Raw genomic sequence first — 26225 nt, forward strand, 5'->3', positions numbered from 1 at the left:
GCCCCAATGCGTTTCTTTAAAGGTAGGTACTGATTATGATGAGATTTGACCGATTTACCGAGCGTGCCCAGGAAGCTGCCCAAAGGGCAGCAGAGATCATCCAGCGCTATGGGCACAATCAAATTGATACCGAACATATACTGCTGGCCCTGATCGAACAGCCGGAAGGCGTCGTCGGCCAGCTGCTTGAGATCCTCAAGATCGACGCCGAGTCGCTCAAAGAGCGCCTCGACTACATCCTGCGCACCAGCCCCAAAGCCAACATCTTCGGCGGGGGCGCGGGGCAGATATTCATCACCCCGCGCGTCAAGCGCATCGTGGATATCGCCAACGAAGAGGCCAACAAGCTCAAGGACGAGTACATCTCCACCGAGCACATCTTCCTGGCCATCCTCAACGAGCGCAGCACCCCAGCCGCCCGCCTGCTGGAGGGCTCCGGCCTGACCCGCGAACGGGTGCTGGATGCGGTGCAGCAGCTACGCGGCGGGCAGCGGGTCACCGACCCGCAGGCCGAGTCGCGCTACCGCACCCTCGAAAAATACTCACGCGACCTGACCCAGGCGGCCCGCGAGGGCAAGCTGGACCCGGTCATCGGCCGTGATATGGAGATCCTGCGCGTGATCCAGATCCTCTCCCGGCGCACCAAGAACAACCCGGTACTGATCGGTGAGGCCGGCGTGGGCAAGACCGCCATCGTCGAGGGCCTGGCCCAGAAGATCGCCAGCAACGACGTGCCGGAGATCCTCAGCGGCAAGCGGGTCATCTCGCTGGACCTGGGCGCCATGATCGCCGGCTCACGCTTCCGCGGCGAGTTCGAAGAGCGCCTCAAGGCCACGCTGGAAGAAGTCCAGCGCGCCGGCGGCGAGATCATCCTCTTCATTGACGAGCTGCACACCGTGGTCGGCGCCGGCGCCGCACAGGGCGCCATGGACGCCAGCAACATGCTCAAGCCGGCCCTGGCGCGCGGCGAGCTGCATGCGGTGGGCGCCACCACGCTGGACGAGTATCACAAGTTCATCGAGAAGGACGCCGCCCTGGAGCGCCGCTTCGCTCCGGTCTATGTCGAAGAGCCCAATGTCGAGGACACCATCCAAATGCTGATGGGCCTGCGCGACCGCTACGAAGCGCACCACAATGTGCGCTTCGCCGACGAGGCGCTGGTCGAAGCCGTGCGCCTCTCGCACCGTTACGTGACCGACCGCCACCTGCCGGACAAGGCCATCGACCTGATGGACGAGGCCGCCGCCAAGCTGCGCGTGGCGCTCTACTCCCTGCCGGAGGAGCTCAAGAACCTCAAGACCGAGATCGACCGCCTGCAGGCCGAAGAAGAGCAGGCCGGCGTGGAACGCAACTACGAGCGCGCCGCCGAGAAGAAGTCGGCCCGCCTGCGCATTGAAGAAGAATTCAAAGCCAAGCGTGAAGCCTGGGAAGGCGAGCATCAGCTGGACGAAGTCGTAGATGTCAACGACATCGCCGACGTAATCCACCAGTGGACCGGCATCCCGGTCAGCCAGATGATGGAGACCGAAGCCGAGAAGCTGCTGCAGATGGAAGACCGCCTGCACGAGCGCCTGATCGGCCAGCACGAAGCCATCGCCGCCGTGTCCGACGCCATCCGCCGGGCGCGCTCCGGCCTCAAGGATCCCAAGCGCCCGATCGGCTCGTTCATCTTCATTGGCCCCTCGGGCGTGGGCAAGACCGAGCTGGCCAAGGCGCTGGCCGAATTCATGTTCGACGATGAAGATGCGCTGCTGCGCATCGACATGAGCGAATACCGAGAGCAGCACACCACCGCCCGCCTCTTCGGCGCCCCTCCAGGCTACATCGGCTACGAAGAGGGCGGCCAGCTCACTGAAGCGGTGCGCCGCCGCCCCTACCGGGTCATCCTCTTCGACGAGATCGAAAAGGCGCACCCCGACGTGTGGAACGCCCTGCTGCAGATCCTGGACGACGGCCGCTTGACCGACGGCCAGGGCCGCACGGTGGACTTCCGCAACACCGTGCTGATCATGACCAGCAACCTGGGCACGGAATTCGTGCGCAAGTCCGGCTCACTGGGCTTCCTGCAGGAGACCGGCAGCGACGAAGAGCGCCAGTCCAGCGAGAAGATCCAAAAGGCGCTGCGCGACACTTTCCGGCCGGAGTTCATCAACCGCATCGACGAGATCATCACTTTCTCGCCGCTGTCCACCGAGGACATGATGCAGATCGTTGACCTGCAAATGACCGAGATCCAGGAGCGCCTGGCCGAGAAGGGCGTTAGCGTCTCCCTGAGCGACGCGGTGCGCGAGTGGCTGGCCAAGCAGGGCTACGACGCCGCCTTCGGCGCCCGCCCCCTGAAGCGCGCCCTGCAGAAGTACGTGGAGAGCCCGCTCTCCAAGCAGCTGCTGGCCGGCGACTTCAAGCCCGGCGACAGCATCCTGGTCGATGTGGACGAGAAGGGCGAAGACACCGTTTTCAAGGCGGGCAAGCCCTCCGGCGTCAAGAAAACGCAAGACGTAGAGGCCTAGCTAGCGGTGGGCAACTAGCCGCTAGCTAGTAGCAAAGATGGGGGATGCTTGAAGCGACTAAAAAGCCGCCCCGTTTCGGGGCGGCTTTTATTTTAGGCACAGTAGCCCATCAAAAAAGGCTGTGCTAAAATTTACACTTCTTACAAATATGCAAAGGCGTCTGGCGACCCTCTTTGTGCTTCTGCTCAGCCTGATTAACATCGGCGTTGTTAAGGCTGCCACTAGCGCCCAGATCGTGGACAACGCCGCTGATGTGGGGTATTACACCGCGCTGGATGTCGATTCAAACGGCAATGCGGTTATTGCTTATTACGACAGGAGCAACTCCTCACTAAAGATTGCTTTCTGCAATGACAAAGCCTGCAGCAGCCCAACCACAAAGACCCTGGTGGCCGGTGTGGGTGGACAAGGCACATTTACCAGCATGAAGCTGGACGCCAGCAACCAGCCCGTCATCAGCTACTACACATTCCCAGTTGAAACACTGCACCTGCTGCGCTGCACCGACCCGGCCTGCAACGGCTTCAGCGACGTGACCGTAGACAGCGGCGGGGTGGGTTCGTACACTTCGCTTGCGCTGGCGGGCAACAATCCCGTGATCAGCTACTATGATGGCGGAAACGGTGAATTGAAGGTGGCAATTTGCACCAACGCTGACTGCAGCGCCAGCAACATCCATTCACTTACCGCTTCGGCCAGCGATGTAGGTATGTTCAGTTCACTTCAGTTGGATTCAAGTGGTTTTCCCGTGATCAGCTACTACGATGCCACTGCAGACAGCGTGCGCTTGCTGCGCTGTACTGCGGCCAACTGCTCTGTGATCACCGACTTCCTAGTAGATGCCAGCAGCCATGTAGGCTTCAATGGCATCTCGTTGCAGTTGAACGCGGCCGGGTATCCGCTGATGAGTTATTACGATTTGACCAACCAGCGTCTCAAACTGGCCCATTGCATTGATGTGTCCTGCAGCGGGTCCCCTACTGTGAGGGTAGTGGATGATGCGGCCAATGTGGGGCAGTACTCCTCCATGAAGCTGGATGGCAGCCTGCCGGTGATCAGCTATTACGATGAAACCAACGGGGACCTCAAACTGGCCCGCTGCGCCGACGCCAACTGCGTCTCGGCAACCATCAGCGTAGTGGACAGCACCGGCGATGTGGGCTGGGATACCTCCCTGCAGTTGGGCAGCGCCTACATCAGCTACTATGATGTGACCAACAGCGCGCTGAAGATGGCCTTCGTCCCAGACGTCTCAACGGCAGCAGCGCAGGCCAGCCCGCGTAGCCCGCAAGCGCTGCCGGCCACCGGCTTCGCTCCGGGTGGCATGGCCGCTTTGCCACCGCAACGCGCCGAGTATGCCTCAACCGCCATCGGGTTGGCCATCCCCGCGCTGGATGTGCAGACCACCGTGGTTGGCGTGCCGCTGGTCGACGGCCAATGGGATGTGAGCTGGCTGGGCGACCAAGCCGGCTACCTGCAAGGCACCACCTGGCCTACCTGGGTCGGCAACAGCGTGCTCACCGGTCACGTCTGGGACAGTGACAACACGCCGGGCGTGTTTGCTGAGCTGCACAACTTGAAATACGGCGACCGGGTGGAGATACGCGCCGATGGGCGCACATACGTCTACGAAGTGCGCAGTTCCCAGCTGGTCTCGCAGAAGAACCTGAACATCCTCAAACGCAATGACGGCTACGCCTGGCTGACCCTGCTCACCTGTGAAGGTTTTGATCCGGGAACAGGCAACTACAACTATCGGCGGGCGGTATCCGCAGTTCTAGTAGAGGTCCACTAAAAAACGCCCCGAAAGGGGCGTTTTTATGAGCAAGCTTGGCCGCGCCTAAGGCACGATGGCCACCAGCGCTTTCCAGGTGTCGGGACCAGCCACGCCGTCAGCGGTCAGGCCATAGTTACCTTGGAAGGATACCAAGGCGGTGCGGGTGGCGGGGCCAAAGGTGGCGTCCACATTGACGTTGTAGCCAAACTTGACCAGCAAGCGCTGCAGGGCGCGCACGCCCTGTCCGGTATCGCCCTGGCTGAGGGTACGGCCCTGAATCAGAGCGGCCCAGGTCTGCGGGCCAACGATACCGTCGGCGCCCAAGTTTTTGTCGTTCTGGAAAGCAATCACACGCAGTCGGGTCTGTGGGCCGAACTGGCCATCCACGGTGACATCGTAGCCATGGGAACGCAGCAGGTGTTGGACGGCGAAGACCTCCGGTCCGCTATCCCCATTGCGCAACAACGGCCAGTCGGGGACTGGGTAAGCTGTAACGGTATAAGTAGCTGTGGGCGGGTTGGTTGCGGTGGGTTCCGGGGTGCTGCTGGCCGTTTCGACGGGCGTTTCAGTTGCGATCTCTACCGGCGTCTCGGTCGGCTGAGCCGTAAGCGTCTCGCGATGGGCGGCCTGCAAGGTCAATTCGACGGCCATCGCCATCGTGGTGGCCTGCGCCTCCGCAGAAACCCCCGTGCAGGCAACCAGCAATAGGGGGATGAGCAACAACCCGCAATATTTCATGGTTTCCAATAAAACGCTGATGGAAACCGACCTGTTACAGGGTTAACTGGTGATGGCCTGCTTGACCTCGGCGATGGCCTGGGTGACATGGATCTCACGCGGGCAGGCCTCGGTGCAGTTGAAAGCCGTGCGGCAGCGGAAGACGCCGCCGTGATCCGAGAGGATCTTGAGGCGGTCGTCGCCGGCCTGGTCTCGGCTGTCGAAAATGAAACGGTGCGCCGCCACCACGGCCGCCGGGCCGACATACTGGTCATCCGCCCAGAAGACCGGGCAGGACGTGGTGCAGGCGGCGCACATGATGCACTTGGTGGTGTCGTCAAAGCGCTCGCGCTGCTCCGGGCTTTGGCGGCGTTCCTTGCCGTCAGCCGGGATTTCGTCGTTGACCAGGAAAGGCATGACCGCCTTGTAGCTGTCAAAGAACGGCTCCATGTCCACGATCATGTCCTTGAGCACCGGCAAACCCAGGATCGGCTCCACGGTGATCTCACTGCCCACGTCTTTGACCAGCGCTTTGCAGGCCAGCATGTTGCGGCCGTTAATGCGCATGGCGTCGGAGCCGCAGACGCCGTGAGCACAGGAACGGCGATAGGACAAGGTGCCGTCGATGTGGCCCTTCACCTCTTCCAGCAGGTCGAGCACGCGGTCAGTCGGTTCAGCCTCTATGTTGTAGGTGTCGTAGGAGGGGACATTGCGTCCGGCCTCCGGGTTGTAGCGATAGATTTTGAGATAAACCAGCATGGCGGCTCCTTAATACACGCGTTCCATGGGTTGGTGCTTGGTAATCGTCACCGGCTTGTAGTCCAGTTTGACCTGGTCGCCGTCTAACCAAGCCAGGGTGTGTTTCAGCCAGTCGACATCGTCGCGCTTGGGGAAATCTTCACGGGAGTGGGCGCCGCGGCTCTCCGGCCGAGCTTCGGCGGAGACAGCGGTGACCAGGGCTACATCCAGCAGGCAGCCTAGTTCCCAGGCATTGAGCAGATCGGTGTTGAAGCGGCGGCCATGGTCGTCCACGCTGATATTGGGGTAGCGGCCGCGCAGCTCACGCATTTTCTCGGCGGCGCTTTGCATGCCCTCGGCGGTGCGGAACACACCCACATCGTCCATCATCTTCATCTTCATTTCTTCGCCGAGCGTGACGATTTTTTCCCCGCCTTGGTTGGAGAGGATGCGGTCGAGCTGCTGGCGGGTGAAGGCAGTGGGGTCGTCCTCCAACGGCTTGTAGTCAGCGCCCTTGGCGTATTCGGCGGCTTGCTTGCCGGCTTCCTTGCCGAAGACCACCAGGTCCAGCAGCGAGTTGGTGCCCAGGCGGTTGGCGCCGTGCACGGAGACGCAGGCGACTTCGCCGGCGGCGAAGAAGCCGGGGACCACGGTGCCTTGGGCGTCTGCCAGCACCTGGGTGTAGTAGTTGGTGGGAATGCCGCCCATGGCGTAGTGCGCGGTGGGCTGGATGGGCATAGGTTCTTTGATCGGGTCGACGCCCAGGTAAGTGCGGGCAAAGTCGACAATGTCAGGCACCTTGGCCAGCAGTTGGTCGCCGGTGACCACCAGCGGCTTGCCATCCGGCCCGGTGCGGCCGTCCAGAGCCAGATATTTGTTGACCGTCTCCGGGCGCATGTCCAGGTAGACGTAGCGGCCGCCGTTGATGCCGCGGCCTTCTTTGACTTCAAGATAGATGGAGCGGCTGACCACGTCGCGCGAGGCCAGGTCTTTGACCGTGGGGGCGTAGCGCTCCATGAAGCGCTCGCCCTGGTGGTTGATCAGGATGCCGCCCTCACCGCGCACACCTTCGGTGATGAGGATGCCCATTTTAAAGATACCGGTGGGGTGGAACTGAAAGAATTCCATGTCCTGAGCGGGCAGACCGCGGCGCATGGCGATCGCCACCCCGTCGCCGGTGTAGGCGTAAGCGTTGGAGGTGACCTCCCAGACGCGGCCGTGGCCGCCGGTGGCGAAGACCACCGACTTGGCGTGGAAGACGTGCAGGTCGCCGGTGGCGAGCTCCACGGCGACCACCCCGTTGACCACGCCATCGCGCATCAACAGGTCGAGCACGTGGAATTCATCATAGAAGTGCACCTTGTTCTTTATGCACTGCTGGTAGAGGGTCTGCAAGATCATGTGGCCGGTGCGGTCCGCGGCATAGCAGGCGCGCTGCACCGGTTTCTTGGTTTCATTATTGGTGTGCCCGCCAAAGCGGCGTTGGGCGATGGTGCCGTCCGGATTGCGGGAGAAAGGCAGGCCCATATGCTCGAGCTCGTAGACCACGGGCACGGCCTGCTGGCACATGTATTCGATGGCATCCTGGTCACCGAGGTAGTCACTGCCTTTGACGGTGTCGAAGGTGTGCCAGTCGGCGTGGTCCTCTTCCAGGTTGCCCAGCGCGGCGCCAATGCCGCCCTGGGCAGCACCGGTGTGCGAACGGGTGGGGTAGAGCTTGCTGAGCACGGCAGTGTCGGCGCCGCGTGAAGCGTACAGGGCGGCCATCAGGCCGGCGCCGCCGGCGCCCACGATGACTACTTCATGTTGATGATGTTGCACCATGAGGGTTCCTTGAGTTCCTTAGTGGGAGATCAGTTCCGGCCGGGCGCCGCCGATCAAAGCGACGGCGCCAATCAGGCTGACAACCAGCCACAGGCCCAGAATGAGCAGGCTGACGTTGCGGCGGGCGCGTTCCCCGTGAATAAATTCAAAGCTGACCTGGCGCAAGCCATACATGCCGTGGGCGAAGGCAAAGGCCAGCAAGGCCATGTCGTATACCACCCAGGCAACCATGTCCAAGCGCAGGGCCACGTAGTCAATGTCGATGGCGTGCACGCCAACAATCACATCTTGCAAATAGACATGGAACCAGGCCAAGGGGATCAGCAGAATGCCACTGTAGCGCATGGCGCGCCAGGCAATCGCCTCGAAACTGGGTTTAACTTTGGCTTGTGTAGTCATGGCTTAGTGCGTTCCGATGAAGGGCAGGATGTTGATGCCGTGGTTGTGCAGCAGCATGTTGTACAGCATCCACAGCGCGGCAGGCGCCCAGAGGATGACGCTGATCAGCAGGGTCATGCGCACGGCATTGCGCTGGGTGTTGATCGCCCAACGTTTGGGCATCCACAGGTCGGTGACGGCGATGCGCAGACCGTTAACACCGTGATAGACCACGGCGAAGACCAAGCCGATCTCACCCAACATGAAGGGCGTGCTGCGGTAGAGCGCAATGGCGTGCTCGTAGAGGGCGGGGAAGAAATAGACGGTGGAGGTGTCGAGAATATGGATGAGCAGGAAGAGCAAGGTGCCCAACCCGGTCAGGCGATGGAGCAGGAAAGCGTAATGCCCTTCCCTACCCTGGTAGCCCACATATCCAGCAGCGGTGGTTTTGATGGGTGAAACGGAACTAGCCAAGAAGGCCTCCTGCAAAGTTGTGGAAAGCTATGGTTTAGAAAGCCTTTTTGATTATAGCACTGGTGTTATAGCTGTAAGCTCTAACCCGTAAGCTATCAGCGCTCAGCAATGACAATTTGGGGCTCACGGCCGTGCACCCCAAGCGAGGCCCAAACCTATTCAAAGTCTACACGCATGATGATGCGCCGTTTGCTGGGTTGGCTGACCTTCTTGAAGCCCGCCTCTTCAAAGATGTTGTAGCTGCCCACATGCAGTTCGCCCCAGGTGATGATTTTGCCGGGGTAGGTGATCATCGAATAGGCTTCCAGGGCGCGGGCGCCGCGCTGGCGGGCGAAGTTCACTGCGGCCAGCGCCAGGGCGTAGGTGAGGCCGCGGCGGCGGTAGCCGTTGCGGATGATGAAGCAGGTCACCGCCCAAACGCCTTCCTCCGCTTCGTCGCGGCCCGCCCAGATCCAATTCCTGCGCATCAGTTCAATATAAGCCTCACGTGGCTCCACCGCGCACCAGCCCACCGGCTCGCCATCCAGCCAGGCAACCAGGCCGCTGGTCTGCGACGCGGCCGGGTCGCCACACTGAGTCTGGGCACGCAGGCGCTCAGCGCGCTGCTGGTCGCTGACCACGCTCCAGTCGCGCCCATAGATCTTGAAGCGTTGGCAGTAGCAGGGATTGCCGTGGCAGCGCGCCGGGCCGAGCACGGCCAGCAGGTCATCCCAGGAAGCTTGATTGGCCGGGAGGATGGTGAGGTTGTTGTCCATTGGCCATACCTTCCCTCATTGCGAGGAGGCCCGGCGTTAGCCAGGGCCGACAAAGCAATCTTGAGGTTATTTACAATAGAGCACCGAGATTGCTTCGTCCGCTACCCAGCCTTCGGCTGGGCGTGCTCCTCGCAATGACGAGGCTGGCTGCAGTAGGGGTGTAACATTCCTCGCTTCGCTCAGGGCAAGGCTGCGCCCCTACGCGATATGGGTTACATCTTGGCGATGACCGCGTCGCCGAAAGCCGAGGTGCTCAACTTGGTGGCGCCGTCCATCATGCGGTGGAAGTCGTAGGTCACCGTCTTGGCCGCAATGGCGCCGTCCATGCCCTGAATGATCAGGTCGGCGGCTTCGCGCCAGCCCATGTAGCGCAGCATCATCTCGCCAGACAAAATCACGGAGCCGGGGTTGACCACATCCTTATCCGCGTATTTAGGCGCCGTGCCGTGCGTGGCCTCGAAGATGGCATGGCCGGTGACGTAATTGATGTTGCCGCCCGGCGCGATGCCGATGCCGCCTACCTGGGCGGCCAGCGCGTCCGAAAGGTAGTCACCGTTGAGGTTCATGGTCGCCAGCACGTCGAACTCGCTGGCCCGCGTGATCGTCTGCTGGAAAACGATGTCGGCGATCACATCCTTGATCAGTAGCTTGCCGGCTTTCAGCGCGGCGTCCTGCTCAGTGTTGGCGGCCTCTTCGCCCTTATCAGCCTTGGTCTGCTCCCAAGTCTGCCAAGTATAGACCTTGTCGCCGAACTCGGCCTCAGCCAAGTCGTAGCCCCAGTTGCGGAAGGCACCCTCGGTGTACTTCATGATGTTGCCCTTGTGCACCAGGGTCACGTTGCGGCGCTTGTTATCCAAGGCCCACTGGATGGCGGCGCGCACCAGGCGCGCCGTGCCTTCCTGCGAAACGGGCTTGAGGCCGAAGCCAGAGCTGTCCGGGAAACGGATCTTGGCGTATTCCTTGGGGAAGGCTTCTTTCAACAGCTGTTTGAAGCGCTGGTTGTCTTCGGTGCCGTTCTCGAATTCGATACCGGTGTAGATGTCCTCGGTGTTTTCACGGAAGACGACCATGTCCACGTCCTGCGGGTTCTTGACCGGCGAGGGCACGCCCTGGAACCAGCGCACTGGACGCAGGCAGACGTAGAGGTCCAGCTCCTTGCGCAAGGCCACATTCAGCGAGCGCATACCGCCACCGATGGGAGTGGTCAGCGGACCCTTGATGCCGACCAGGAACTGGCGGAAGGCCTGCAAGGTCTCCTCGGGCAGCCAATTGTCGAACTTATTGAAGGCCTTTTCGCCGGCATAGACTTCCATCCAGACCAGTTTGCGCTTACCGCCGTAAGCCTTCTCCACCGCGGCGTCCAGCACGCGCTGGCTGGCGCGCCAAATGTCGCGACCGGTGCCATCGCCTTCGATAAAGGGAATGATCGGGTTATCGGGTACGTTGAGTACACCGTCTTTGATGCTGATGGTGCCGCCCTCAGGGACTGTCACATCTTTATAGGTCATGCATATCTCCACGGCTTTTTGCCGGAATTATACTAGCCCCTCCAAGCGGCTTTCTTCCGGTGATTTTTCACACAAACCAAAGCGGGTTTTGTTATAATGATTTCCGTCTATGCAGTTGGATGCGGCGTGCTGTGCCGCAATTTCCCTCGGGGCGCAAGCCCAGACCAAAAGCCTGCTTAATATCATTCATACATTCCGCAAGTTGTCCCTGAAGGAGGACGCTAGTGGCACGTACGCCTTTACCTATTAACCGAGAAGCACAAATTGATCAGCCTTGGCACCAACTGGGCCGCCAAGAAGTTGCCGAAAAACTCGGCAGCTCCGGTGAGCGCGGCTTAAGTGAAGCCGAGGCGCAACAACGTCTGCAAAAATATGGCCCCAATCGCCTGGAGGAAGCTCCGCCCAAGGGCTTTTTGGCAATGCTGTGGGAGCAGTTAAACAACTTTGTGGTTTACCTGCTCTTCGCCGCAGCCGGCATTTCAATGGTGTTGGGCGAGTGGGTGGAAGCCAGCGCGGTGCTGGCCATCGTGGTGTTGAACGCCGGCTTCGGCATCATCCAAGAGCGCCGGGCTGAGCAAGCCCTGGCGGCTCTGCGCCAGCTGGCCTCGCCCGACGCGCAAGTGCTGCGCGACGGCCGCCGCCTGACGATCCCTTCGCACGAGGTGGTGCCCGGCGACATCGTCTTTGTCGAAGCGGGCAACTATATCCCCGCTGACCTGCGCCTGCTGGAGTCGGTCAATCTACGGATTGAAGAAGCCGCTCTGACCGGCGAATCGGTGCCAGTGGAGAAATCCGCCGCCCGCCTGGAGCAGGCGGATGTCTCGCTGGGCGACCGGGTCAATACCGCCTTTATGGGCACGCTGGTGGCCTACGGCCGCGGCCGCGGCATTGTGATCGGCACCGGCATGCGCACTCAGGTGGGCCTGATCGCCGAGATGCTGCAAGCTGTGCACCAGGAACAAACCCCGCTGCAACGCCGCCTGGAGGAACTGGGCCGCTGGCTGGGCTGGGCGGCCCTGGTGATCTGCGGCGTGGTCTTTCTGGTGGGCTGGCTGCGCGGCCAGGATGCGCTGCACATGTTTGAGGTCGCTGTGACCCTGGCGATCGCGGCGGTGCCAGAAGGCCTGCCGGCGGTGGTGACCATCGCCCTGGCGCTGGGCATGCGCGAGATGATCCAGCGCAATGCGCTCATCCGCCGCCTGTCGTCTGTAGAGACGCTCGGCTCCGCCACCGTGATCGGCTCAGACAAGACCGGCACGCTGACCCAAAACGCCATGACCGTCACCGACGTATGGGTGGACGGGCGGCGCGTTTCCATCTCCGGCACAGGTTACGTGCCGCGCGGCGAATTCAGCCTGGACGGCAAACCCCTGGACCTGAGCAAGAACGACGGCCTGGGCACGGCCCTGTGGTTGGCGGCCCTGAACAACGACGCCATCCTGGAACCCAGTGGCGAGAGCGAAAGCCAACAAACCCTGCGGGTGATCGGTGACCCTACCGAAGCCGCCATGCTGGTGGCTGCAGCCAAGGCCTACGCCGCTTACGAAGAATTAAAACACACCTTCCCGCGGGTGCAGGAGATCCCCTTCGACTCGACCCGCAAACGTATGTCCACCATCCACCATGTGGCCCAACCGGCCAATAGCGATCTATCACCCTTCGCTTCCGATGATCAGAAACAAGGTTGGCATGTGGTGGCCGTCAAGGGCGCCCCGGATGTGGTGCTGGGCCTCTGCCAGCAATACGCCACAATGGACGACAAAGTCGTGGACCTGACCGACGATATGCGCAACCGCGTGTTGGAGGCCAACGACCACATGGCACAGGATGCGCTGCGCGTCATCGCCGTGGCTTACCGCCTGGTGAAGGACGTGCCCGACAAGCTGACCCCCGAACATGTGGAGAAGGACCTGGTGTTTGTGGGCCTGCTGGGTATGATCGACCCGCCGCGACCCGAAGTGCAGGGCGCGTTGCAAAAGGCGCGCAAAGCGGGCATCCGCACTGTAATGATCACCGGCGACTATCCGCAAACCGCCCGGGCCATCGCGCTGCAGATCGGCCTGGTGAATGAGGAGAACAGCCAAGTCATCTCCGGCACAGAGCTGAACGAGATGAGCGACGAGCAGCTGCAGCAAGAGCTGCACCGCACCAGCGTCTTCGCCCGCGTCTCGCCGGAGCACAAGGTGCGCATTGTCAGCGCCCTGCGCGCCAACGGCAACGTGGTGGCGATGACCGGCGACGGCGTCAATGACGCTCCCGCCCTGAAGCAGGCCGATATCGGCGTGGCGATGGGCATCACCGGCACAGACGTCGCCAAGGAAACCGCCGACATGGTGCTGACCGACGACAACTACGCCAGCATCGTCTCGGCGGTGGAGCAGGGCCGGGTGATCTACAGCAACATCCGCAAGTTCGTCTTCTTCCTGCTCTCCTGCAATACTGCGGAGATCATGATCATCTTCACCGCGATCATGATGGGCCTGCCGGCGCCGCTGGCGCCGATCCAGCTGCTGTGGCTGAACCTGCTCACCGACGGCGCCCCGGCGCTGGCGCTGGGCACCGAGAAGGGCGACCCAGATGTGATGGAAGCCCAACCGCGCGGCAAGGACGAGCCGATCATTGACGGCGAGATGCGCTTGGGCATCATCATCCAGACCATCGTCAAGACCGTCGCGGTACTGGGCGCTTACATCGCCGGCCTGCAGCTTTTCCCGGTCAGCGAAGGCATCAACCTGACCGCCGAGACAATGGCTTTCCTGACCCTGGGCTTCTGCGAGCTGGCACGCGCCTACACCGCTCGTTCGGAGCACTACTCCATGTTCCACGGCGGCGTGTTCAGCAATAAGAACATGAACTGGGCGGTGCTGCTCTCCAGCGTCCTGCTGTTGATCGTGGTTTATGTCCCTGGCCTGCAGGGCATCTTTGAAACCACCCCGATGGGGTTGGAGCACTGGATCTACATTCTGCCGCTGGCCTTGGTGCCTGCTATTGCAGCTGAGATCACCAAGTGGTTCCTGCTGCGCAACCTGCGCCGCAAACAAGTGACTGCCTAGCCAACAAGCATCTCTTAAAATAAAAACTGGCGTCCGATGGACGCCAGTTTTTTGTTAGCTCAAGAGCCTGACTGCCGTCAAACCAGCAAACAAAATTAGCACCACCAAACTCGCCAGCCAGACGTAGCCAGCCGAGGTTTGGTTGGCGAGGAAATAGCCGTTCTCGTCTTTTTCGATCTTGTACTGGGGGGCAGCCAGGCCGGCAAACAAACCGCCGCCAATGGCGCCGCCCAGGTGGCCCCATCCGTCCACTCCAGGGGTCAGGCTGATCAGCAGATTGATCAGGGCCACGTTGAGGATGCTGCGCATCACGGCCTGGCCCTGTACGCCAAAGATGTTCCGGTTGCGGAAGACGAAGACGGCATGGGCGGCCAGCATGCCGAAGATGGAGGATGAGGCGCCAAGGGAGGGCTGCACGGTGAACATGAAGGAGAGCACCACGCCCGAAAAACCGCTAAGCAGATACAAGACTAGGAAAGTCAGATGCCCGTAGTGGTGTTCCACCTCAGGTCCCAATACATACAAGGCATACATATTGAAGCCCAGGTGCAGCAAGCTGCCATGCAGCAAAATCGGCGTGATCAACCGCCACCATTGACCTTCCAAGATGAGTTGGTTGATTTTCACACCGATGCAGGTGGGCAGGTTGCCGCAGGCCATGCCGTTGATCGCCAGGCGAGGGTCTTGGGTGCCGAGCTGCAGGAGAAACACCGAAATTGTGGTGGCCAGCAGGGCATACACCACCCAAGGCCGCTGGCCCTGGCGGTTGCGCACTTCTACCTGGACGGACTGGGGCTCTTCGGGAGGCCGGGCATCGCTGCCGGGGGCCGGCTGGGTCACAGATTGACCCGTCTGGGCTGGACGCGGTGGTGTTCGGCATCGATGATGGCTTTGATCACGTCCACCGTCTCGTCGAGGGCATTGTCACGGTTGACCACGATGTAGTCGAACTCGGCGATGCGCTTGAATTCCTGACGGGCCGTGGCGATGCGCAGCTTGAGGTCCTCAGAGCTCTCGGTATTGCGATTCTCTAAGCGCTGTACCAGTTCTTCTTCGCTGGCCGTGGTGAGAAAAATCAGAATGGCCTCGGGCGAGATCTTGCGCACGGTGGCGGCGCCTTGCACGTCCACGCGCATCACCACATCTTTGCCACTCTGCAGGGCTTTACGCACTTGCGCCTTGGGAATGCCTTTGTAGTCCCCGTAGACCAAGGCGTATTCAAGCAATTCATTCTGATCGATCATGTGGGCAAATTCTTCACGGCCCACAAAAATATAATCCACACCCTCCTGCTCTTCCGGGCGCTGCGGCCGGGTGGTGGCCGTGACCACAAAATGGAAGGGCAGGCCTTTGTCTTTCATGCGTTGCAGCACGCTGTCCTTGCCAACGCCAGATGGGCCGGAGATGATGATCAGCAAAGGGGCCTGCGGGGGGCCGAATTCGAGGGTGTGGTCGGTCATACTGGCTTCCTTATTATAAGAGCTGGCTGCTAGCCCAACAACGGCAGCCTTTGCTGCAAAACGTCTTGCAGGGCGGCGGCCACGGCATCCAGCGGCTGGGCGGCGTTGACCACCAGCCAACGGTCCGGCTCGGCGTCGATCAGCTCTAGATAGCCGGCGCGCACGCGACGGTGGAAGTCCAGCTGGTAATCGTCCAGACGGTTCCAGTCGCCGCCACGGTCACGGCGGCGCAGGCCTTCTTCTACTTCAATGTCGAGAAAGATGGTCAGGTCGGGCTGCAAGCCGCCAGTGGCAAAGTGGATGATCTCGCGCAGGGCGCCCAAATCCACGCCGTGCCCATAGCCTTGGTAGGCCAGAGTGCTGTCGGCGTAACGGTCACACAACACCAACTGGCCCTCGGCCAGGGCGGGACGAATGACCGTCTCGACCAGTTGGGCCCGCGAAGCCTGAAAGAGCAGGATCTCGCTGCGCGGGTGCATGGCTTTGTTGTCCAGGCTGAAAAGCACCTGGCGGATCTGGTCGCCGATCGGCGTGCCGCCCGGCTCACGCGTGGTCAGAACCCGGTGACCCCGGCCGCGCAGAAAATCTGCCAGCAAGGGTACCTGGGTGGTTTTGCCGCTGCCCTCCGGGCCTTCCAGGGTGATGAACATGCCGTGAAGTGTACCGCAAGGCAGACGCCTGCCTAAACGGCAGGCGTCTGTTCTGTTTGGGTATGGCGGAACTGGGTCTCGTAGAGATCAGCGTACAGGCCATCCAGAGCCAGCAGCTCGGCGTGGGTGCCCTGCTCCACCAGGCGGCCGTCCTTGAGCACCAGGATGACATCCGCCGCCAGGATGGTGGACAAGCGGTGGGCGATGACCAGACTGGTGCGGCCGCGCATCAGCGGTTCCAGCGCGGCCTGGATCAGCGCCTCGGACTGCGAGTCGAGGTGCGAGGTGGCCTCGTCCAGAATGAGGATGCGCGGGTCCTTGAGAATCACGCGGGCAATGGAGAGGCGTTGCTTTTCGCCGCCACTCATGCGGTAGCCGCGCTCACCCACGATGGTGTCGTAGCCGTTGGGCAGGCCGGCGATCATGTCGTGAATGTTGGCAGCCCTGGCAGCGGTTTCCAGATCGGCCTGGGTCGCCTCCGGGCGGGCGTAAAGCAGGTTAGCACGTACTGTGTCGTGGAACAGGTAGCTCTCCTGCGTGACCACGCCGATCTGGTGCGCCAGCCATTCCTGCTTCAGATCGCGCAGGTCATTGCCGTCCAGCAGAATACGGCCCTGGTTTGGGTCATAGAGGCGCGGCAGCAGATAAGTGGCCGTGGTTTTGCCCGCGCCACTGGGGCCAACCAGAGCGGCCAACTGCCCGGGCCGGATGTGAAAGCTGATATCGCGAAGCGCCTGGCTGCGGGTAGGCACCACGACTTGATTGTCGTCTTGACCACGCTCGTCCAGTTTGGCGATTTCTTTCTCGTCCAGATAGCTGAAAGAGACATTCTCAAAACGAATATCGCCCTTCACACTGGCCGGCGTGATCGCGTTGGGCTTGTCTTGGATCTCGATCGGCATATCCAAAAATTCAAAGACGCGCTCAAAGCTGACCATCGAGGTGGCGAATTCCACCTGCAGGTTGGAAAGCGAGGCGATCGGCCCGTACAAGCTGAAAATGTAGGCGACGAAGGCAACAATGCTGCCGGAGCTGATGGTGCCCTGCAGCACGAAATAGCCGCCGCCCCAGAAGATGAGCACCATGCCGATCGTGCCGGCCAGTTCCAACCACATGGAGAACAAGCGGCCGATCAAGGCGCGGCGCAGACCGGTGCTGCGCACATTCTCATTGTTCTGGCGATAGCGCTCGCGCTCCTCCGGTTGGCGGCCAAAGGTCTTGGAAAGCAGCGCGCCGCTGATGCTGAGTGTCTCGCCCACGATGGTGGACATTTGGGCGTTGTAGTCCATCGCCTGGCGGCGAATGTCGCGCAAAATGCGGCTTACCCGGCGGGCGGGCAGCAGAAAGAGCGGCACGGCCACAATCGCCATCAAGGTCAGGCGCCACTCGATGGCCAGCATGACCGCCAGGGTACTGAGCAAGGTGACGCCGTTGGTCAGCAGGCTGGGCAGCGTGCCTGTAATGGCATTTTGCGCGCCGACTACGTCTTCTTCAAAGCGCGAGATGATCACACCAGATTTGGTATTGGTAAAAAAGCGCAGACCCATGCGTTGCAGGTGGTCGTACATGCCCTGGCGCAGGTCGAAGATGACACCCTCGCCGATCTGGGCGCTGAGGTAGCGCTGGCCGAGACCGATCACGCTGCTCAGCAAAGGCACAGCCAGCATGAGCAAGCCCAGGAGGGTCAGGCGGTTGTAATCCTGGTTGGGCAATACCGTATCGAACAAGTCCCGGTACAGCAGCGGCGGCACCAGCTCGATCAGCGAGACCAGCACGATCGCCACCAGCATCCAGGACAGGCGTCCCAGGTATGGTTTGGCGTAACCCCAGACGCGGCGCAACAGTTCCCGGTCCAGCTTGGTGCCGCCGGGCACATCCTCGTAGCGCAGCATGCGGCGCATGCCGTACATTAGTAAGCCCCCATGCGACAATGATTAAGGTTCGTTTTTATATTCAAATGTATTCCTCCTATGGATAAACCAACAATGCACAACAAACACTCAGCGGAGCGCACGCGACAGAACGCGCTAGTCCAAACCCCAGGCATGCTTGCGCAAAGGCTTCAGACGCAGGTATTCCTTCTCGCCAACATAGCCGCTGCGCTGCACAAAGTCTACTGAGGCGAACAGCTTGATGCCGCGCGGCTTCCAGGGCCGCTCACTGGCCAGATCGTCGATAACCAGCGAAGCGCGCGGGTTGGCCTTGGTGTTGCGGTACTTGTGCGTGCGTTGGTTAACGTAACCGCTGATGTAAAAGTATTCCCCATCGAAGTCGAAGGCCACTGCCGCCACGTCCGGGCGGCCTTCCGCAGAGGCGGTGCCAATGCGGGCCAGCTTCTGCGAACGAATGTACTCCAGTTCGGTTTGGGTAAACATGCCTGCTCCTTAGAGAGTGATCAAGCCCAGGCGCGCTCCGCGCCGCAGCGCCTCTGTCCGGTTGGTGACGCCCAGCTTGGCATAGATCGCCGAGACGTGGAACTTGGCGGTGTGTTCGCTGATGCCCAGTTCCAGCGCAATTTGCTTGTTAGGCAAGCCTTCAGCGAGAAGCTGCAGCACCTGACCCTCACGTTCGCTCAGCTCCTCGATCAGGTCTTCGTCCGCCTCGGGCGGCGTCCCCAGCAGCGGCTGCAGGAATTGCGGCGCACCGGCCAGCAGACCGTGATGCACGGCCTGCACGGCGGCCAGCAATTCCTCTTCGCTGGCTTCGGCGGAGAGTATGCCCCAGGCCCGGAGCGGCAGGCTTGCCAGGCTGCGGGCCGCGCGGGGCTCCTCGCTGAGCATTACCAGACCAGCAGGCGTCTCCAACTCTTCCAGCCAGGGCCGCAGGTCTGGCAGGGCGTTCTCACCGCCAGACAGCACCAGCACATCCACATCGTCTACCAGCGACAGTTGCTCGGCCACGGCCGCCTCGGCGAAGATATCCATCTCTTCGCCGGCGGCCAGCAGGGCGCGCAAACCGCTGCGCAGCGCCGGGGTGGGCGCCAGAATGGCGACCCGGATGGCGGCTGACGCCTCAGCCATCAGAGGACAGGGCCTCCTGCCCCTGATGGCTGAGGGATAGGGTCAAAGTGGGGAAGCGCCGGCCAAGGGAGCGCATTAGCGCTTGCGCCCCCGGCCATGCTTATTCTCGTGATGCCCGTGACGATGCTCGCCGAAGCCAAAGCGGCGGCCGCGACGGCGATGCTTGCCTTCCCAGACCTGCTCACCCACGGTGACGGGCAGGGATTGCGGCTGGCCGCCGCGCAGCACATCCAGTGCGCTGGCCTGTCCGGCGGTCTGGTTGAGATGCAGCATCAGGTCGTCGTGGTCCTCCACGGGTTGGCCGCCCAGACCAGTGAGCACGTCGCCCACGATCAGGCCGGCGGCCGCCGCCGGGCTCTCATCCTCGACATTGATGACCAGCAAACCAGCCGCTTGTTCACGGCCCAGCGCCTTGCGCGCCTCAGTGGAAAGCTCCACCAGTTGGCTGCGCAAACCCAGGAAACCGCGCTTGATGCCGCCGTGCTCCTCAATGGAGGCGGCGATTTGCCAGGCCTGTTCGGCCGGGATGGTCAGACCGGCGCCCCAACCCAAGCCTGAGGTGTTGATGCCCAGGACGCGGCCTTCGACGTCCACCAACGGGCCGCCGGAGAAACCGGGGTAAGGTACTGCATCTGTGCGCAGGTAGGCCTGCAGCACGCCGCCGCGGCGCAACGGCACCGGGCCGCCTGCCGCGCTGACGATGCCCAGGCTGGCTTGTACGCTGCTGCCCGGCCGGCCCAGCGCCAAGGCCAGCTGGCCCACCTGGGCGGCGGCAGTTTGCGCCGGTTGGCCGGTTTCTTCGGCCAGCTTCAGCACGGCCAGGTCACTGCCTGGGTCGCGGCCCAGCAGCTCGGCGGCCAGTTCCTGGCCGCCGGGCAGGGTCACGCGGATTTCGTCTTCCTGCACCACATGGCTGGCGGTCAGGACGATCCCGGGGCGAATGACCACGCCGCTGGCGGGGATACGCCGGCGGGCAGCCACGCTGACCACGGAAGCCCCGGCCGCTTCTACTGCGGCGCTCAGGGCATTGGACAAGGTGTGTAACTCAGTATTCTTTGACATAGTCCTCCTTAAGACTAACAGATGGGGTTGCGTTTCAATATCAGTTTATAGCTTTCGATAATTTGAGGCATCCGCCATTCGGGTAGGTGGCCTTGGACAAATGGCTAGCGTAGAATGTCAGCATCCAAATCACTGCGATGGCCAGTGGACGAAGGGCTGATAGAATCGCCCTCTTGGCGCTTCAGGCGCACGAAAGGATTGACAATGGCAGACAATATTGTGGCGAAAGACACCGTGGTCAAACTGGCTTACACCCTGACCGTGGACGGCGAAATCATTGATATGGCCGACGAGCAGGATGCGATCGAATTCCTGCAGGGCCACCGCAACATTATCAGCGGGCTGGAGAGCCAGCTGGACGGCATGAAAGTCGGCGAGAGCAAGACAGTCAGCGTCTCGGCCGAGGAAGGCTATGGCGCAGTCGATGAGGACGCCTTTGACGAAGTGCCGCTGAGCGAGTTCCCGGAAGACGTCACCCCGGAAATGGATATGGAACTGGAGCTCAAAGACGCGGAAGGCAATGACCTGTATGGGCGCATCGTCGCCATTGGCGACGAGAGCGTGACCATGGACTTCAACCACCCGCTGGCGGGCAAGGAACTGCACTTCGAGATCAAGGTCGTCGACGTGCGCCCCGCCACCGCTGAAGAGATCGCCCACGGACACGTGCACTCCCACGGCGACCATCACCACCACTAAGCACACACACTGCGTGCCGGGAATGCCTAGGGCGGGTCTAACGACCCGCCCTTTTTATATCCTGTCAGAGCGCGGCTTGCAGGGCGGCCCGCGCCAGCAGGCGGGTCGAATCGAGCGTGGGCAGTACCGAATCTTCGGGGTTGATCAGCAGCGGGATCTCGGTGCAGCCCAGCACCACGGCATCACAACCCGCCTCGGCGAATTCTTGAATCAAGCCCTGGAAGTAGGCTCGCGTCTCCGGCAGCACGGTGCCGTAGATCAGCTCTTCGACAATGTATTGATGGACGCTCTGGCGGGCCGGGAGGTCCGGCGTGCGCCACTGCAAACCCACCGGCTCCAGCCGGCTGGGGTACACCGGGCCTTCCATCAGCGGCTGAGTGCCGAGGATGCCGAGCCGGCGATAGCCCGCCAGAGCGGCTGCAGCGGCCACCTCTTCGGCGATGTGCAGCCAGGGCAGCGGGGAACGCGCCAAGAGCGGATCGAGCGAGACATGCACGGTATTGTCCGGGCAAATCACAAAGTCTGCCCCGGCATTGGCCAGGATCTGGGCAGAGGCCAGCAGCAATTCGCCCACTTGAGCCCAGTTCTCAGCGTCCGAGGGCTTCTTGTAATCATTCATGTTGAAGGTGTGCATCGTCACTTGGGGGTGTTCGTACATCCCCAGCCAGTCCTTGCCCTCCTGGCAGATGGTGCGATAACACAAGGCAGCGCCTTCATAGGAGACGCCGACAATGCCAATGTGTTTGCTCATGGTTATTCGCGGAAGATGCGCACGCGCCGGTTGGGCTCTTTGCCGTAGGAGTGCGAGACCAGATTGGACTGCTGCGCCAGGGCGTGTTGCAGCCTGCGTACATACGAACTGGCCGGGGCCAATTCCACCCAGCGTTCACCGTTAAGGACCGCATTGATCGCCTGCTGCGTGGATTGCATCTGGTCCTCCACGCTGGCCTCTTCTTCTGCCGCGCCGGGCAGGTCGAACAGGCCGCTCAGGAAGCGCTCCATTTGGGTGATGGTGTTGGCGCGCAGCACATACACCGGCGTGCCGCGCTGCTCGGCATCCACGATGGCGCGCTGGCGCTTACGGTAATACGAGCGCAGCGTGACCAGCACGTCTGCCTCGCCCGCTTCGTTGACCGGCACCACCGGCAAACCCAGGCGCTTGGCGGCGTTCGCCAGGCGGTTGCGGGCCACGCCATAAGGATAAATGCGCACGGGTTTAAGGTTGGTGGCTGAACTGCGCCGCGGCGGCAATTCCATGTCCAGCTCGGCCTGTTCGCCTGCCGGGCGGCGGGCATAGGCCTGCTCCGACGCTATAGGCGCCGCTTCGCTGCGCCGCGGGCCGGAGGAGCCGCCATTGCTGTTGCCGCGCGCCGGTTGGCGCGGCGGGGCCATGCCGGCCTGGATGTGGACTTCGCCATTTTCGCCGCGGGTGCGCAGCTCCGGCGAAAGCGGATAGCCGCGCAGCAAGGCATCCACCGCGGCGGCCACATCGCGGTGCACCGCCAGGGTGTTGCGGTGTTGGATCTCCACCAGCACGTCAAACGTGGGCGGCGAGCGGCGTTCCAGCACGGTCTTCTGGGTGCCGCGGCGGCGGGCTTCTTCGTCGGAAAGGGTGACGGATTCGATACCGCCGACCAGGTCGGACAAGGTCGGGTTGAGCATCAGATTTTCGAGTGAATTGCCATGGGCTGTACCGATCAACTGCACACCGCGCTCGGCGATGGTTCGGGCGGCCATAGCTTCCAGCTCACGGCCGATCTCGTCGATGACGATCACCTCCGGGTTGTGGTTTTCCACGGCTTCAATCATGACTTCGTGCTGGCGTGAGGGCGTGGCCACCTGCATGCGGCGGGCGCGGCCCACCGCCGGGTGCGGCACGTCGCCGTCGCCGCCGATCTCGTTGGACGTGTCGACGATCACCACGCGCTTGCCCTCAGCCAAATAGCGCGCCGCTTCACGCAGCAGGGTGGTCTTGCCCACACCGGGGCGGCCCAGCAGCAGCAGGCTTTTTCCATCTTCGATCAGATCTTTGATGATGTCAAAGGTGCCGAAGACGGCGCGGCCAACGCGCAGCGTCAGGCCGACGACGTCGCCGCGGCGGTTGCGAATGCCGGAGATGCGGTGCAGGGTGCGCTCGATGCCGGCGCGGTTGTCCTCGTCAAAATCGCCCAGACCTTGAACCACATGAGCGATGTCCTCATGGGTGATCTCGCGCTCCAGCACCACAGCTTCTTCGCTGGACGTGCGCACGGTGGGCATGCGCCCCAGGTCCAGGATCACTTCCAGTAGATCGGCGGTGTGATTGCGCTCGCGCACCGCCCGCTCAATATCTTTAGGCAGGGCGGAAAGCAGGGCGTCCAGATCGTCTGTGATTTCTCGTCGTGTCATAAAAACGTCCATTAGTTCTCGTAAAACGTTTGCCGGGCCCGGATTGGTGCGCTGGGGTCTGGCCGGCCGGACAGGGCCAGGCGCAGCAAGGGGTCTTCTACAGGCAGCGGCAAGCTGGTGCGGCGCACCATAACCACCTGCCGCGGCCCGGGGCGGCCGCCTAAATCTTGCAGAGCGCTCTGCAGCCAGTCCTGGTAGGCGCGCAAGACCACATAGACGGGTTTGCGCGGCGCCGGGCCCAGGTGGGAAAGCAGCTCCGCCAGAGGCTGTTCAAAGGGCACCGCATCCGGGTGCACGAAAGGCTGCACCCACAGGCCTCTGGAGCCAGGTTCGACTTCTGCGAAGGCCAGCATTTCGCCCTGGCGGTAATAAGCAAAGCTCTCGCGCTGGTGGCGCGGCTGCAGTTCCATCTGCAGCACCTGGCCGGGAACCACGGCCTTGTGCAGGAGGTCGGCGGTCAGATGGTCGCGCGCTTCCATTGGCCGCCAGCTGGCCTGCGCCCGCGGGGCCGGGTCCTGGGTGACGCGCCACACCTGCTGGCGGGTATAGATGCTGAAGCCATTCTTGCGCAGCAGGGTCACCACCTGGTGCTGCTCATCCACCTCGGCCACCAGGTGGTGCACACCCTGATTGCCCAGGTCGGCGATGATGTCATCCAGCAGCTGCGCCACGCCTGCGGCGTTGATGGCCCTGGCCGGCGCCAGGAACAGGCAGTAAGCCGCTCCCGATCCTTCGGGATGGTAGACCTGGGCGAACAGAGAGGAACCCTGGCCGGCTCTTTCGCAAGCATAGGTATAAATGCCGGTAAGCGGAGACAATGGGGAGAACAGCGCGCCCAGGGACAGAGAGCGGGTGCCGCGTGTATGTAAAACTTGACTGTTGAGGAACACGGCCCGCCGGGTCGCCTGGCGGAACTGGACATACTTTGTAATTGTAAAAGCGCTTACCACGCAACTATTCTACAACAGCGCCTTGGCGGCCGCGTGGGCGCATTTGTAAAGATTATGTAATTCTTATGCGCGTTCGGCCAGCCGCAGGAAGTATTTATGGAAGCGGTCGTCGCCACTGATCTCCGGATGGAACGAGGTGGCCAACAGGCGGCCCTGTTTGGCTGCCACAATGCGCCCGTCAGCCAGAGCGCACAGCACCTCGGCGTCACCTGAGATCTGCTCAATGAGCGGGGCGCGGATGAAAACCACATGCAGGGGCGCATCGCTGGGGTCGACTTCCTTGAGGGCCGGGATGTGCAGGTCAGCCTCAAAGCTTTGCACCTGGCGGCCAAAGGCGTTGCGCTCCACAGTGATGTCCATCAGACTCAGCAGGGGTTGCTGTCGGCGAGCATCCTTGGAAAGGAAGATGGCTCCGGCGCAGGTGCCCCAGATGGCCTTCTCGCGGCCGAAAGCCCGCAACGGCTCAACCAGACCGAAGTCCACCGCCAGCTTGCCGATGGTGGTCGACTCGCCGCCGGGGATGATCAGCCCATCCAGGCCGTCGAGCTCAGCCGGCAGGCGCACCTCGCGGGTGGCCACACCCAGACGGGCCAGGGCGGCCAAATGCTCAGCAAAGTCGCCCTGCAGGGCGAGGACACCGATGTGCATAGAAGGAGCCTTCAAAATTCCCAGTTACATCAACTGGTGATTGGTTGGACTTACCAGCCGCGCTTGGCGAGCAACTCTTCTTGTGGAATATCGGTCACCTGGCGGCCGACCATCGGCTCGCCCAGGTTGCGGCTGACTTCCGCCAGGATCTCAGGATTCTTGTAGTGGGTGGTGGCTTTGACGATCGCCTCGGCGCGCTTGGCCGGGTCGCCGGACTTGAAGATGCCGGAGCCAACGAACACGCCGTCCACGCCCAGCTGCATCATCAGCGCCGCGTCGGCCGGGGTGGCGAGGCCGCCGGCGGCGAAGTTGACCACCGGCAGGCGGCCCAGTTCCTGGGTCTGCTTGACCAGGGTATAGGGCGCTTGGATGTCTTTGGCATAGGTGTACAACTCTTCATCCGCCATGGTCTGCAGGCGGCGAATCTCGCCCAACACGGTGCGCGCATGGCGCACGGCTTCGACCACATCCCCGGTGCCGGCTTCGCCTTTGGTGCGGATCATCGCCGCGCCTTCACCGATACGGCGCAGGGCTTCGCCCAAGTTGCGGCAGCCGCACACGAAGGGAATCTTGAAGTCATGTTTGTTGATGTGATGGGCCTCGTCGGCCGGGGTGAGCACCTCGGATTCATCCACGTAGTCCACGCCCAGATATTCCAGGATCTGCGCCTCGACGAAGTGGCCGATGCGCACCTTGGCCATCACCGGGATGCTGACCGCGGCCATGATGTCTTCGATCAGGCCGGGGTCGCTCATGCGCGCCACACCACCGTGGGCGCGAATGTCGGCGGGGACGCGCTCCAAAGCCATCACGGCGCAGGCGCCGGCGTTCTCAGCGATCTTGGCTTGCTCAGCGGTGACCACATCCATGATCACGCCGCCTTTCAACATCTGGGCCAGTCCGGCCTTGACTTCAAAAGTGGCTACTTGGGTTTCCATCACAGCTCCGGGAGGGGACGTATTTCGCAAAAAAAATTCTACCATGCGGGGTTATCGAACTGTGCGCGCTGCGGCTACTAGCTCAGACGCAAATGCATCACATGCCGGCGGCTGCCCGCCCGGCCGGTTTCGATGAAGCCCGCCTGTTCAAAAGTGGGCACAAAGCCCATGAAACGATAGCTGGGCGAATCCGGGTCCACCGGGTAGGCCTCCACGATACGCGCCCCGCGCCGGCGCGCTGTCTCGGTGGCCTGCTGCAGTAGTTGTTTCATTAGGCCCTCGCCGCGCAAGGCGCGCGGCACATAGAAGCAGGTCAGCGACCAGACCTGGTCCGCGGCTACGCCCGCATAGTCCGGGCCGCCCAGCGCGTTGTGGCTGGGGCGCGGAGCGATCGAGCACCAGGCCACCGCTTTGTCTCCATGGTAAGCCAGGATCCCTACCGGCGTCCCCGCCTGCACCATGCTCTGCAAGGCTTGCTTGCGCTGCGCATTGCTGGCCTTGTTGCGGTCACCGGCCAGCGGCCGCCAAGCCATGCACCAGCAGTAGCCAGGTGCGCCCTTGCTTTCGAACAGAGCGGCCATATCCGCCCAATTGGCCTGGGTTACTTCGCGAAAAGTGAGTGAGGGCTGCTGCATGCTAGCTCCTTCCTGGAGTGGAGGACGCTGATTCTACTCTT

Annotated in this window: 24 protein-coding genes; 4 read left to right on the top strand and 20 right to left on the bottom strand. The window is 62.1% G+C overall.

Annotated elements, in window-relative coordinates:
• Positions 1–38 precede the first annotated feature (38 nt).
• The gene (locus KF885_03480) at positions 39–2510 is read left to right on the top strand and encodes an AAA family ATPase (GenBank protein MBX3048212.1); all 2472 of its coding nucleotides are present in this window, start codon (positions 39–41) and stop codon (positions 2508–2510) included.
• A gap of 148 nt (positions 2511–2658) precedes the next feature.
• Positions 2659–4305, top strand: coding sequence for a class F sortase (locus KF885_03485; GenBank protein MBX3048213.1), 1647 nt, complete (start codon positions 2659–2661; stop codon positions 4303–4305).
• A 45-nt stretch (positions 4306–4350) separates the two neighbouring features.
• Here the strand turns inward: KF885_03485 and KF885_03490 are convergent, their stop codons facing one another.
• From KF885_03490 to icd, 7 genes are all read right to left on the bottom strand, one after another.
• The gene (locus KF885_03490; GenBank protein MBX3048214.1) at positions 4351–5025 is read right to left on the bottom strand and encodes a peptidoglycan-binding protein; all 675 of its coding nucleotides are present in this window, start codon (positions 5023–5025) and stop codon (positions 4351–4353) included.
• A gap of 42 nt (positions 5026–5067) precedes the next feature.
• Positions 5068–5763 carry a succinate dehydrogenase iron-sulfur subunit gene (locus KF885_03495; protein ID MBX3048215.1) on the bottom strand — a complete coding sequence of 232 codons (696 nt, stop codon included), beginning with the start codon at positions 5761–5763 and terminating at the stop codon, positions 5068–5070.
• 9 nt (positions 5764–5772) lie between these two features.
• Positions 5773–7566, bottom strand: a complete 1794-nt coding sequence (locus tag KF885_03500) for an FAD-dependent oxidoreductase (GenBank protein MBX3048216.1) — start codon at positions 7564–7566, stop codon at positions 5773–5775.
• An 18-nt stretch (positions 7567–7584) separates the two neighbouring features.
• Positions 7585–7965, bottom strand: a complete 381-nt coding sequence (locus tag KF885_03505; GenBank protein MBX3048217.1) for a hypothetical protein — start codon at positions 7963–7965, stop codon at positions 7585–7587.
• A 3-nt stretch (positions 7966–7968) separates the two neighbouring features.
• Entirely contained in the window at positions 7969–8418 is a 450-nt protein-coding gene (locus KF885_03510; GenBank protein MBX3048218.1) for a hypothetical protein, read from the bottom strand.
• 155 nt (positions 8419–8573) lie between these two features.
• Entirely contained in the window at positions 8574–9173 is a 600-nt protein-coding gene (locus KF885_03515) for a GNAT family N-acetyltransferase (protein ID MBX3048219.1), read from the bottom strand.
• Positions 9174–9385: 212 nt separating this feature from the next.
• The gene (gene icd, locus KF885_03520; protein MBX3048220.1) at positions 9386–10681 is read right to left on the bottom strand and encodes an NADP-dependent isocitrate dehydrogenase; all 1296 of its coding nucleotides are present in this window, start codon (positions 10679–10681) and stop codon (positions 9386–9388) included.
• A 224-nt stretch (positions 10682–10905) separates the two neighbouring features.
• Between icd and KF885_03525 the strand changes: the two genes are divergently transcribed.
• Entirely contained in the window at positions 10906–13734 is a 2829-nt protein-coding gene (locus KF885_03525; protein ID MBX3048221.1) for a cation-translocating P-type ATPase, read from the top strand.
• A gap of 54 nt (positions 13735–13788) precedes the next feature.
• On the opposite strand, the gene KF885_03530 is transcribed toward KF885_03525, so the two are convergent.
• From KF885_03530 to KF885_03560, 7 genes are all read right to left on the bottom strand, one after another.
• Complete coding sequence (locus tag KF885_03530; GenBank protein MBX3048222.1) at positions 13789–14574, bottom strand: rhomboid family intramembrane serine protease; 786 nt, start codon at positions 14572–14574, stop codon at positions 13789–13791.
• On the bottom strand, positions 14571–15194 hold the full coding sequence (locus KF885_03535; GenBank protein ID MBX3048223.1) for a guanylate kinase: 624 nt from the start codon (positions 15192–15194) through the stop codon (positions 14571–14573). Before KF885_03535 ends, KF885_03530 begins: the two co-directional genes overlap by 4 nt.
• Positions 15195–15223: 29 nt before the next feature.
• The gene (locus tag KF885_03540) at positions 15224–15844 is read right to left on the bottom strand and encodes a dTMP kinase (GenBank protein ID MBX3048224.1); all 621 of its coding nucleotides are present in this window, start codon (positions 15842–15844) and stop codon (positions 15224–15226) included.
• A 32-nt stretch (positions 15845–15876) separates the two neighbouring features.
• Positions 15877–17754, bottom strand: a complete 1878-nt coding sequence (locus KF885_03545; GenBank protein ID MBX3048225.1) for an ABC transporter ATP-binding protein — start codon at positions 17752–17754, stop codon at positions 15877–15879.
• Between the two features lie 117 nt (positions 17755–17871).
• Complete coding sequence (locus tag KF885_03550; GenBank protein MBX3048226.1) at positions 17872–18219, bottom strand: PPOX class F420-dependent oxidoreductase; 348 nt, start codon at positions 18217–18219, stop codon at positions 17872–17874.
• 9 nt (positions 18220–18228) lie between these two features.
• Positions 18229–18864 (bottom strand): response regulator transcription factor, encoded by a 636-nt coding sequence (locus KF885_03555; GenBank protein ID MBX3048227.1) that lies wholly within the window; start codon positions 18862–18864, stop codon positions 18229–18231.
• A gap of 75 nt (positions 18865–18939) precedes the next feature.
• On the bottom strand, positions 18940–19926 hold the full coding sequence (locus tag KF885_03560; GenBank protein MBX3048228.1) for a trypsin-like peptidase domain-containing protein: 987 nt from the start codon (positions 19924–19926) through the stop codon (positions 18940–18942).
• A 204-nt stretch (positions 19927–20130) separates the two neighbouring features.
• On the opposite strand from KF885_03560, the gene KF885_03565 reads away from it, so the two are divergent.
• Positions 20131–20625, top strand: a complete 495-nt coding sequence (locus KF885_03565; GenBank protein MBX3048229.1) for a peptidylprolyl isomerase — start codon at positions 20131–20133, stop codon at positions 20623–20625.
• 64 nt (positions 20626–20689) lie between these two features.
• On the opposite strand, the gene KF885_03570 is transcribed toward KF885_03565, so the two are convergent.
• The 6 genes from KF885_03570 to KF885_03595 all read right to left on the bottom strand — a co-directional run bounded on the left by KF885_03570 (position 20690) and on the right by KF885_03595 (position 26184).
• Positions 20690–21376, bottom strand: a complete 687-nt coding sequence (locus tag KF885_03570; GenBank protein ID MBX3048230.1) for an amino acid racemase — start codon at positions 21374–21376, stop codon at positions 20690–20692.
• Positions 21377–21378: 2 nt separating this feature from the next.
• Positions 21379–23013, bottom strand: a complete 1635-nt coding sequence (locus tag KF885_03575; protein MBX3048231.1) for an AAA family ATPase — start codon at positions 23011–23013, stop codon at positions 21379–21381.
• Positions 23014–23024: 11 nt separating this feature from the next.
• Complete coding sequence (locus KF885_03580; GenBank protein ID MBX3048232.1) at positions 23025–23963, bottom strand: hypothetical protein; 939 nt, start codon at positions 23961–23963, stop codon at positions 23025–23027.
• A 63-nt stretch (positions 23964–24026) separates the two neighbouring features.
• The gene (gene pdxT / locus KF885_03585) at positions 24027–24611 is read right to left on the bottom strand and encodes a pyridoxal 5'-phosphate synthase glutaminase subunit PdxT (protein MBX3048233.1); all 585 of its coding nucleotides are present in this window, start codon (positions 24609–24611) and stop codon (positions 24027–24029) included.
• A gap of 50 nt (positions 24612–24661) precedes the next feature.
• Positions 24662–25549 (bottom strand): pyridoxal 5'-phosphate synthase lyase subunit PdxS, encoded by an 888-nt coding sequence (gene pdxS, locus KF885_03590; GenBank protein ID MBX3048234.1) that lies wholly within the window; start codon positions 25547–25549, stop codon positions 24662–24664.
• Between the two features lie 77 nt (positions 25550–25626).
• Complete coding sequence (locus KF885_03595; protein MBX3048235.1) at positions 25627–26184, bottom strand: GNAT family N-acetyltransferase; 558 nt, start codon at positions 26182–26184, stop codon at positions 25627–25629.
• Between the last annotated feature and the right edge of the window lie 41 nt (positions 26185–26225).

It is taken from the genome of Anaerolineales bacterium, from assembly GCA_019637805.1.
In the GTDB taxonomy this organism is placed as follows: domain Bacteria; phylum Chloroflexota; class Anaerolineae; order Anaerolineales; family UBA11579; genus JAMCZK01.

Coding starts and splice junctions, on each gene's coding strand:
- KF885_03480 (MBX3048212.1), top strand. CDS start 39: ATGAGATTTGACCGATTTACCGAGCGTGCCCAGGAAGCTGCCCAAAGG.
- KF885_03485 (MBX3048213.1), top strand. CDS start 2,659: ATGCAAAGGCGTCTGGCGACCCTCTTTGTGCTTCTGCTCAGCCTGATT.
- KF885_03490 (MBX3048214.1), bottom strand. CDS start 5,025: ATGAAATATTGCGGGTTGTTGCTCATCCCCCTATTGCTGGTTGCCTGC.
- KF885_03495 (MBX3048215.1), bottom strand. CDS start 5,763: ATGCTGGTTTATCTCAAAATCTATCGCTACAACCCGGAGGCCGGACGC.
- KF885_03500 (MBX3048216.1), bottom strand. CDS start 7,566: ATGGTGCAACATCATCAACATGAAGTAGTCATCGTGGGCGCCGGCGGC.
- KF885_03505 (MBX3048217.1), bottom strand. CDS start 7,965: ATGACTACACAAGCCAAAGTTAAACCCAGTTTCGAGGCGATTGCCTGG.
- KF885_03515 (MBX3048219.1), bottom strand. CDS start 9,173: ATGGACAACAACCTCACCATCCTCCCGGCCAATCAAGCTTCCTGGGAT.
- icd (MBX3048220.1), bottom strand. CDS start 10,681: ATGACCTATAAAGATGTGACAGTCCCTGAGGGCGGCACCATCAGCATC.
- KF885_03535 (MBX3048223.1), bottom strand. CDS start 15,194: ATGACCGACCACACCCTCGAATTCGGCCCCCCGCAGGCCCCTTTGCTG.
- KF885_03540 (MBX3048224.1), bottom strand. CDS start 15,844: ATGTTCATCACCCTGGAAGGCCCGGAGGGCAGCGGCAAAACCACCCAG.
- KF885_03545 (MBX3048225.1), bottom strand. CDS start 17,754: ATGTACGGCATGCGCCGCATGCTGCGCTACGAGGATGTGCCCGGCGGC.
- KF885_03550 (MBX3048226.1), bottom strand. CDS start 18,219: ATGTTTACCCAAACCGAACTGGAGTACATTCGTTCGCAGAAGCTGGCC.
- KF885_03555 (MBX3048227.1), bottom strand. CDS start 18,864: ATGGCTGAGGCGTCAGCCGCCATCCGGGTCGCCATTCTGGCGCCCACC.
- KF885_03560 (MBX3048228.1), bottom strand. CDS start 19,926: ATGTCAAAGAATACTGAGTTACACACCTTGTCCAATGCCCTGAGCGCC.
- KF885_03565 (MBX3048229.1), top strand. CDS start 20,131: ATGGCAGACAATATTGTGGCGAAAGACACCGTGGTCAAACTGGCTTAC.
- KF885_03570 (MBX3048230.1), bottom strand. CDS start 21,376: ATGAGCAAACACATTGGCATTGTCGGCGTCTCCTATGAAGGCGCTGCC.
- KF885_03575 (MBX3048231.1), bottom strand. CDS start 23,013: ATGACACGACGAGAAATCACAGACGATCTGGACGCCCTGCTTTCCGCC.
- pdxT (MBX3048233.1), bottom strand. CDS start 24,611: ATGCACATCGGTGTCCTCGCCCTGCAGGGCGACTTTGCTGAGCATTTG.
- pdxS (MBX3048234.1), bottom strand. CDS start 25,549: ATGGAAACCCAAGTAGCCACTTTTGAAGTCAAGGCCGGACTGGCCCAG.
- KF885_03595 (MBX3048235.1), bottom strand. CDS start 26,184: ATGCAGCAGCCCTCACTCACTTTTCGCGAAGTAACCCAGGCCAATTGG.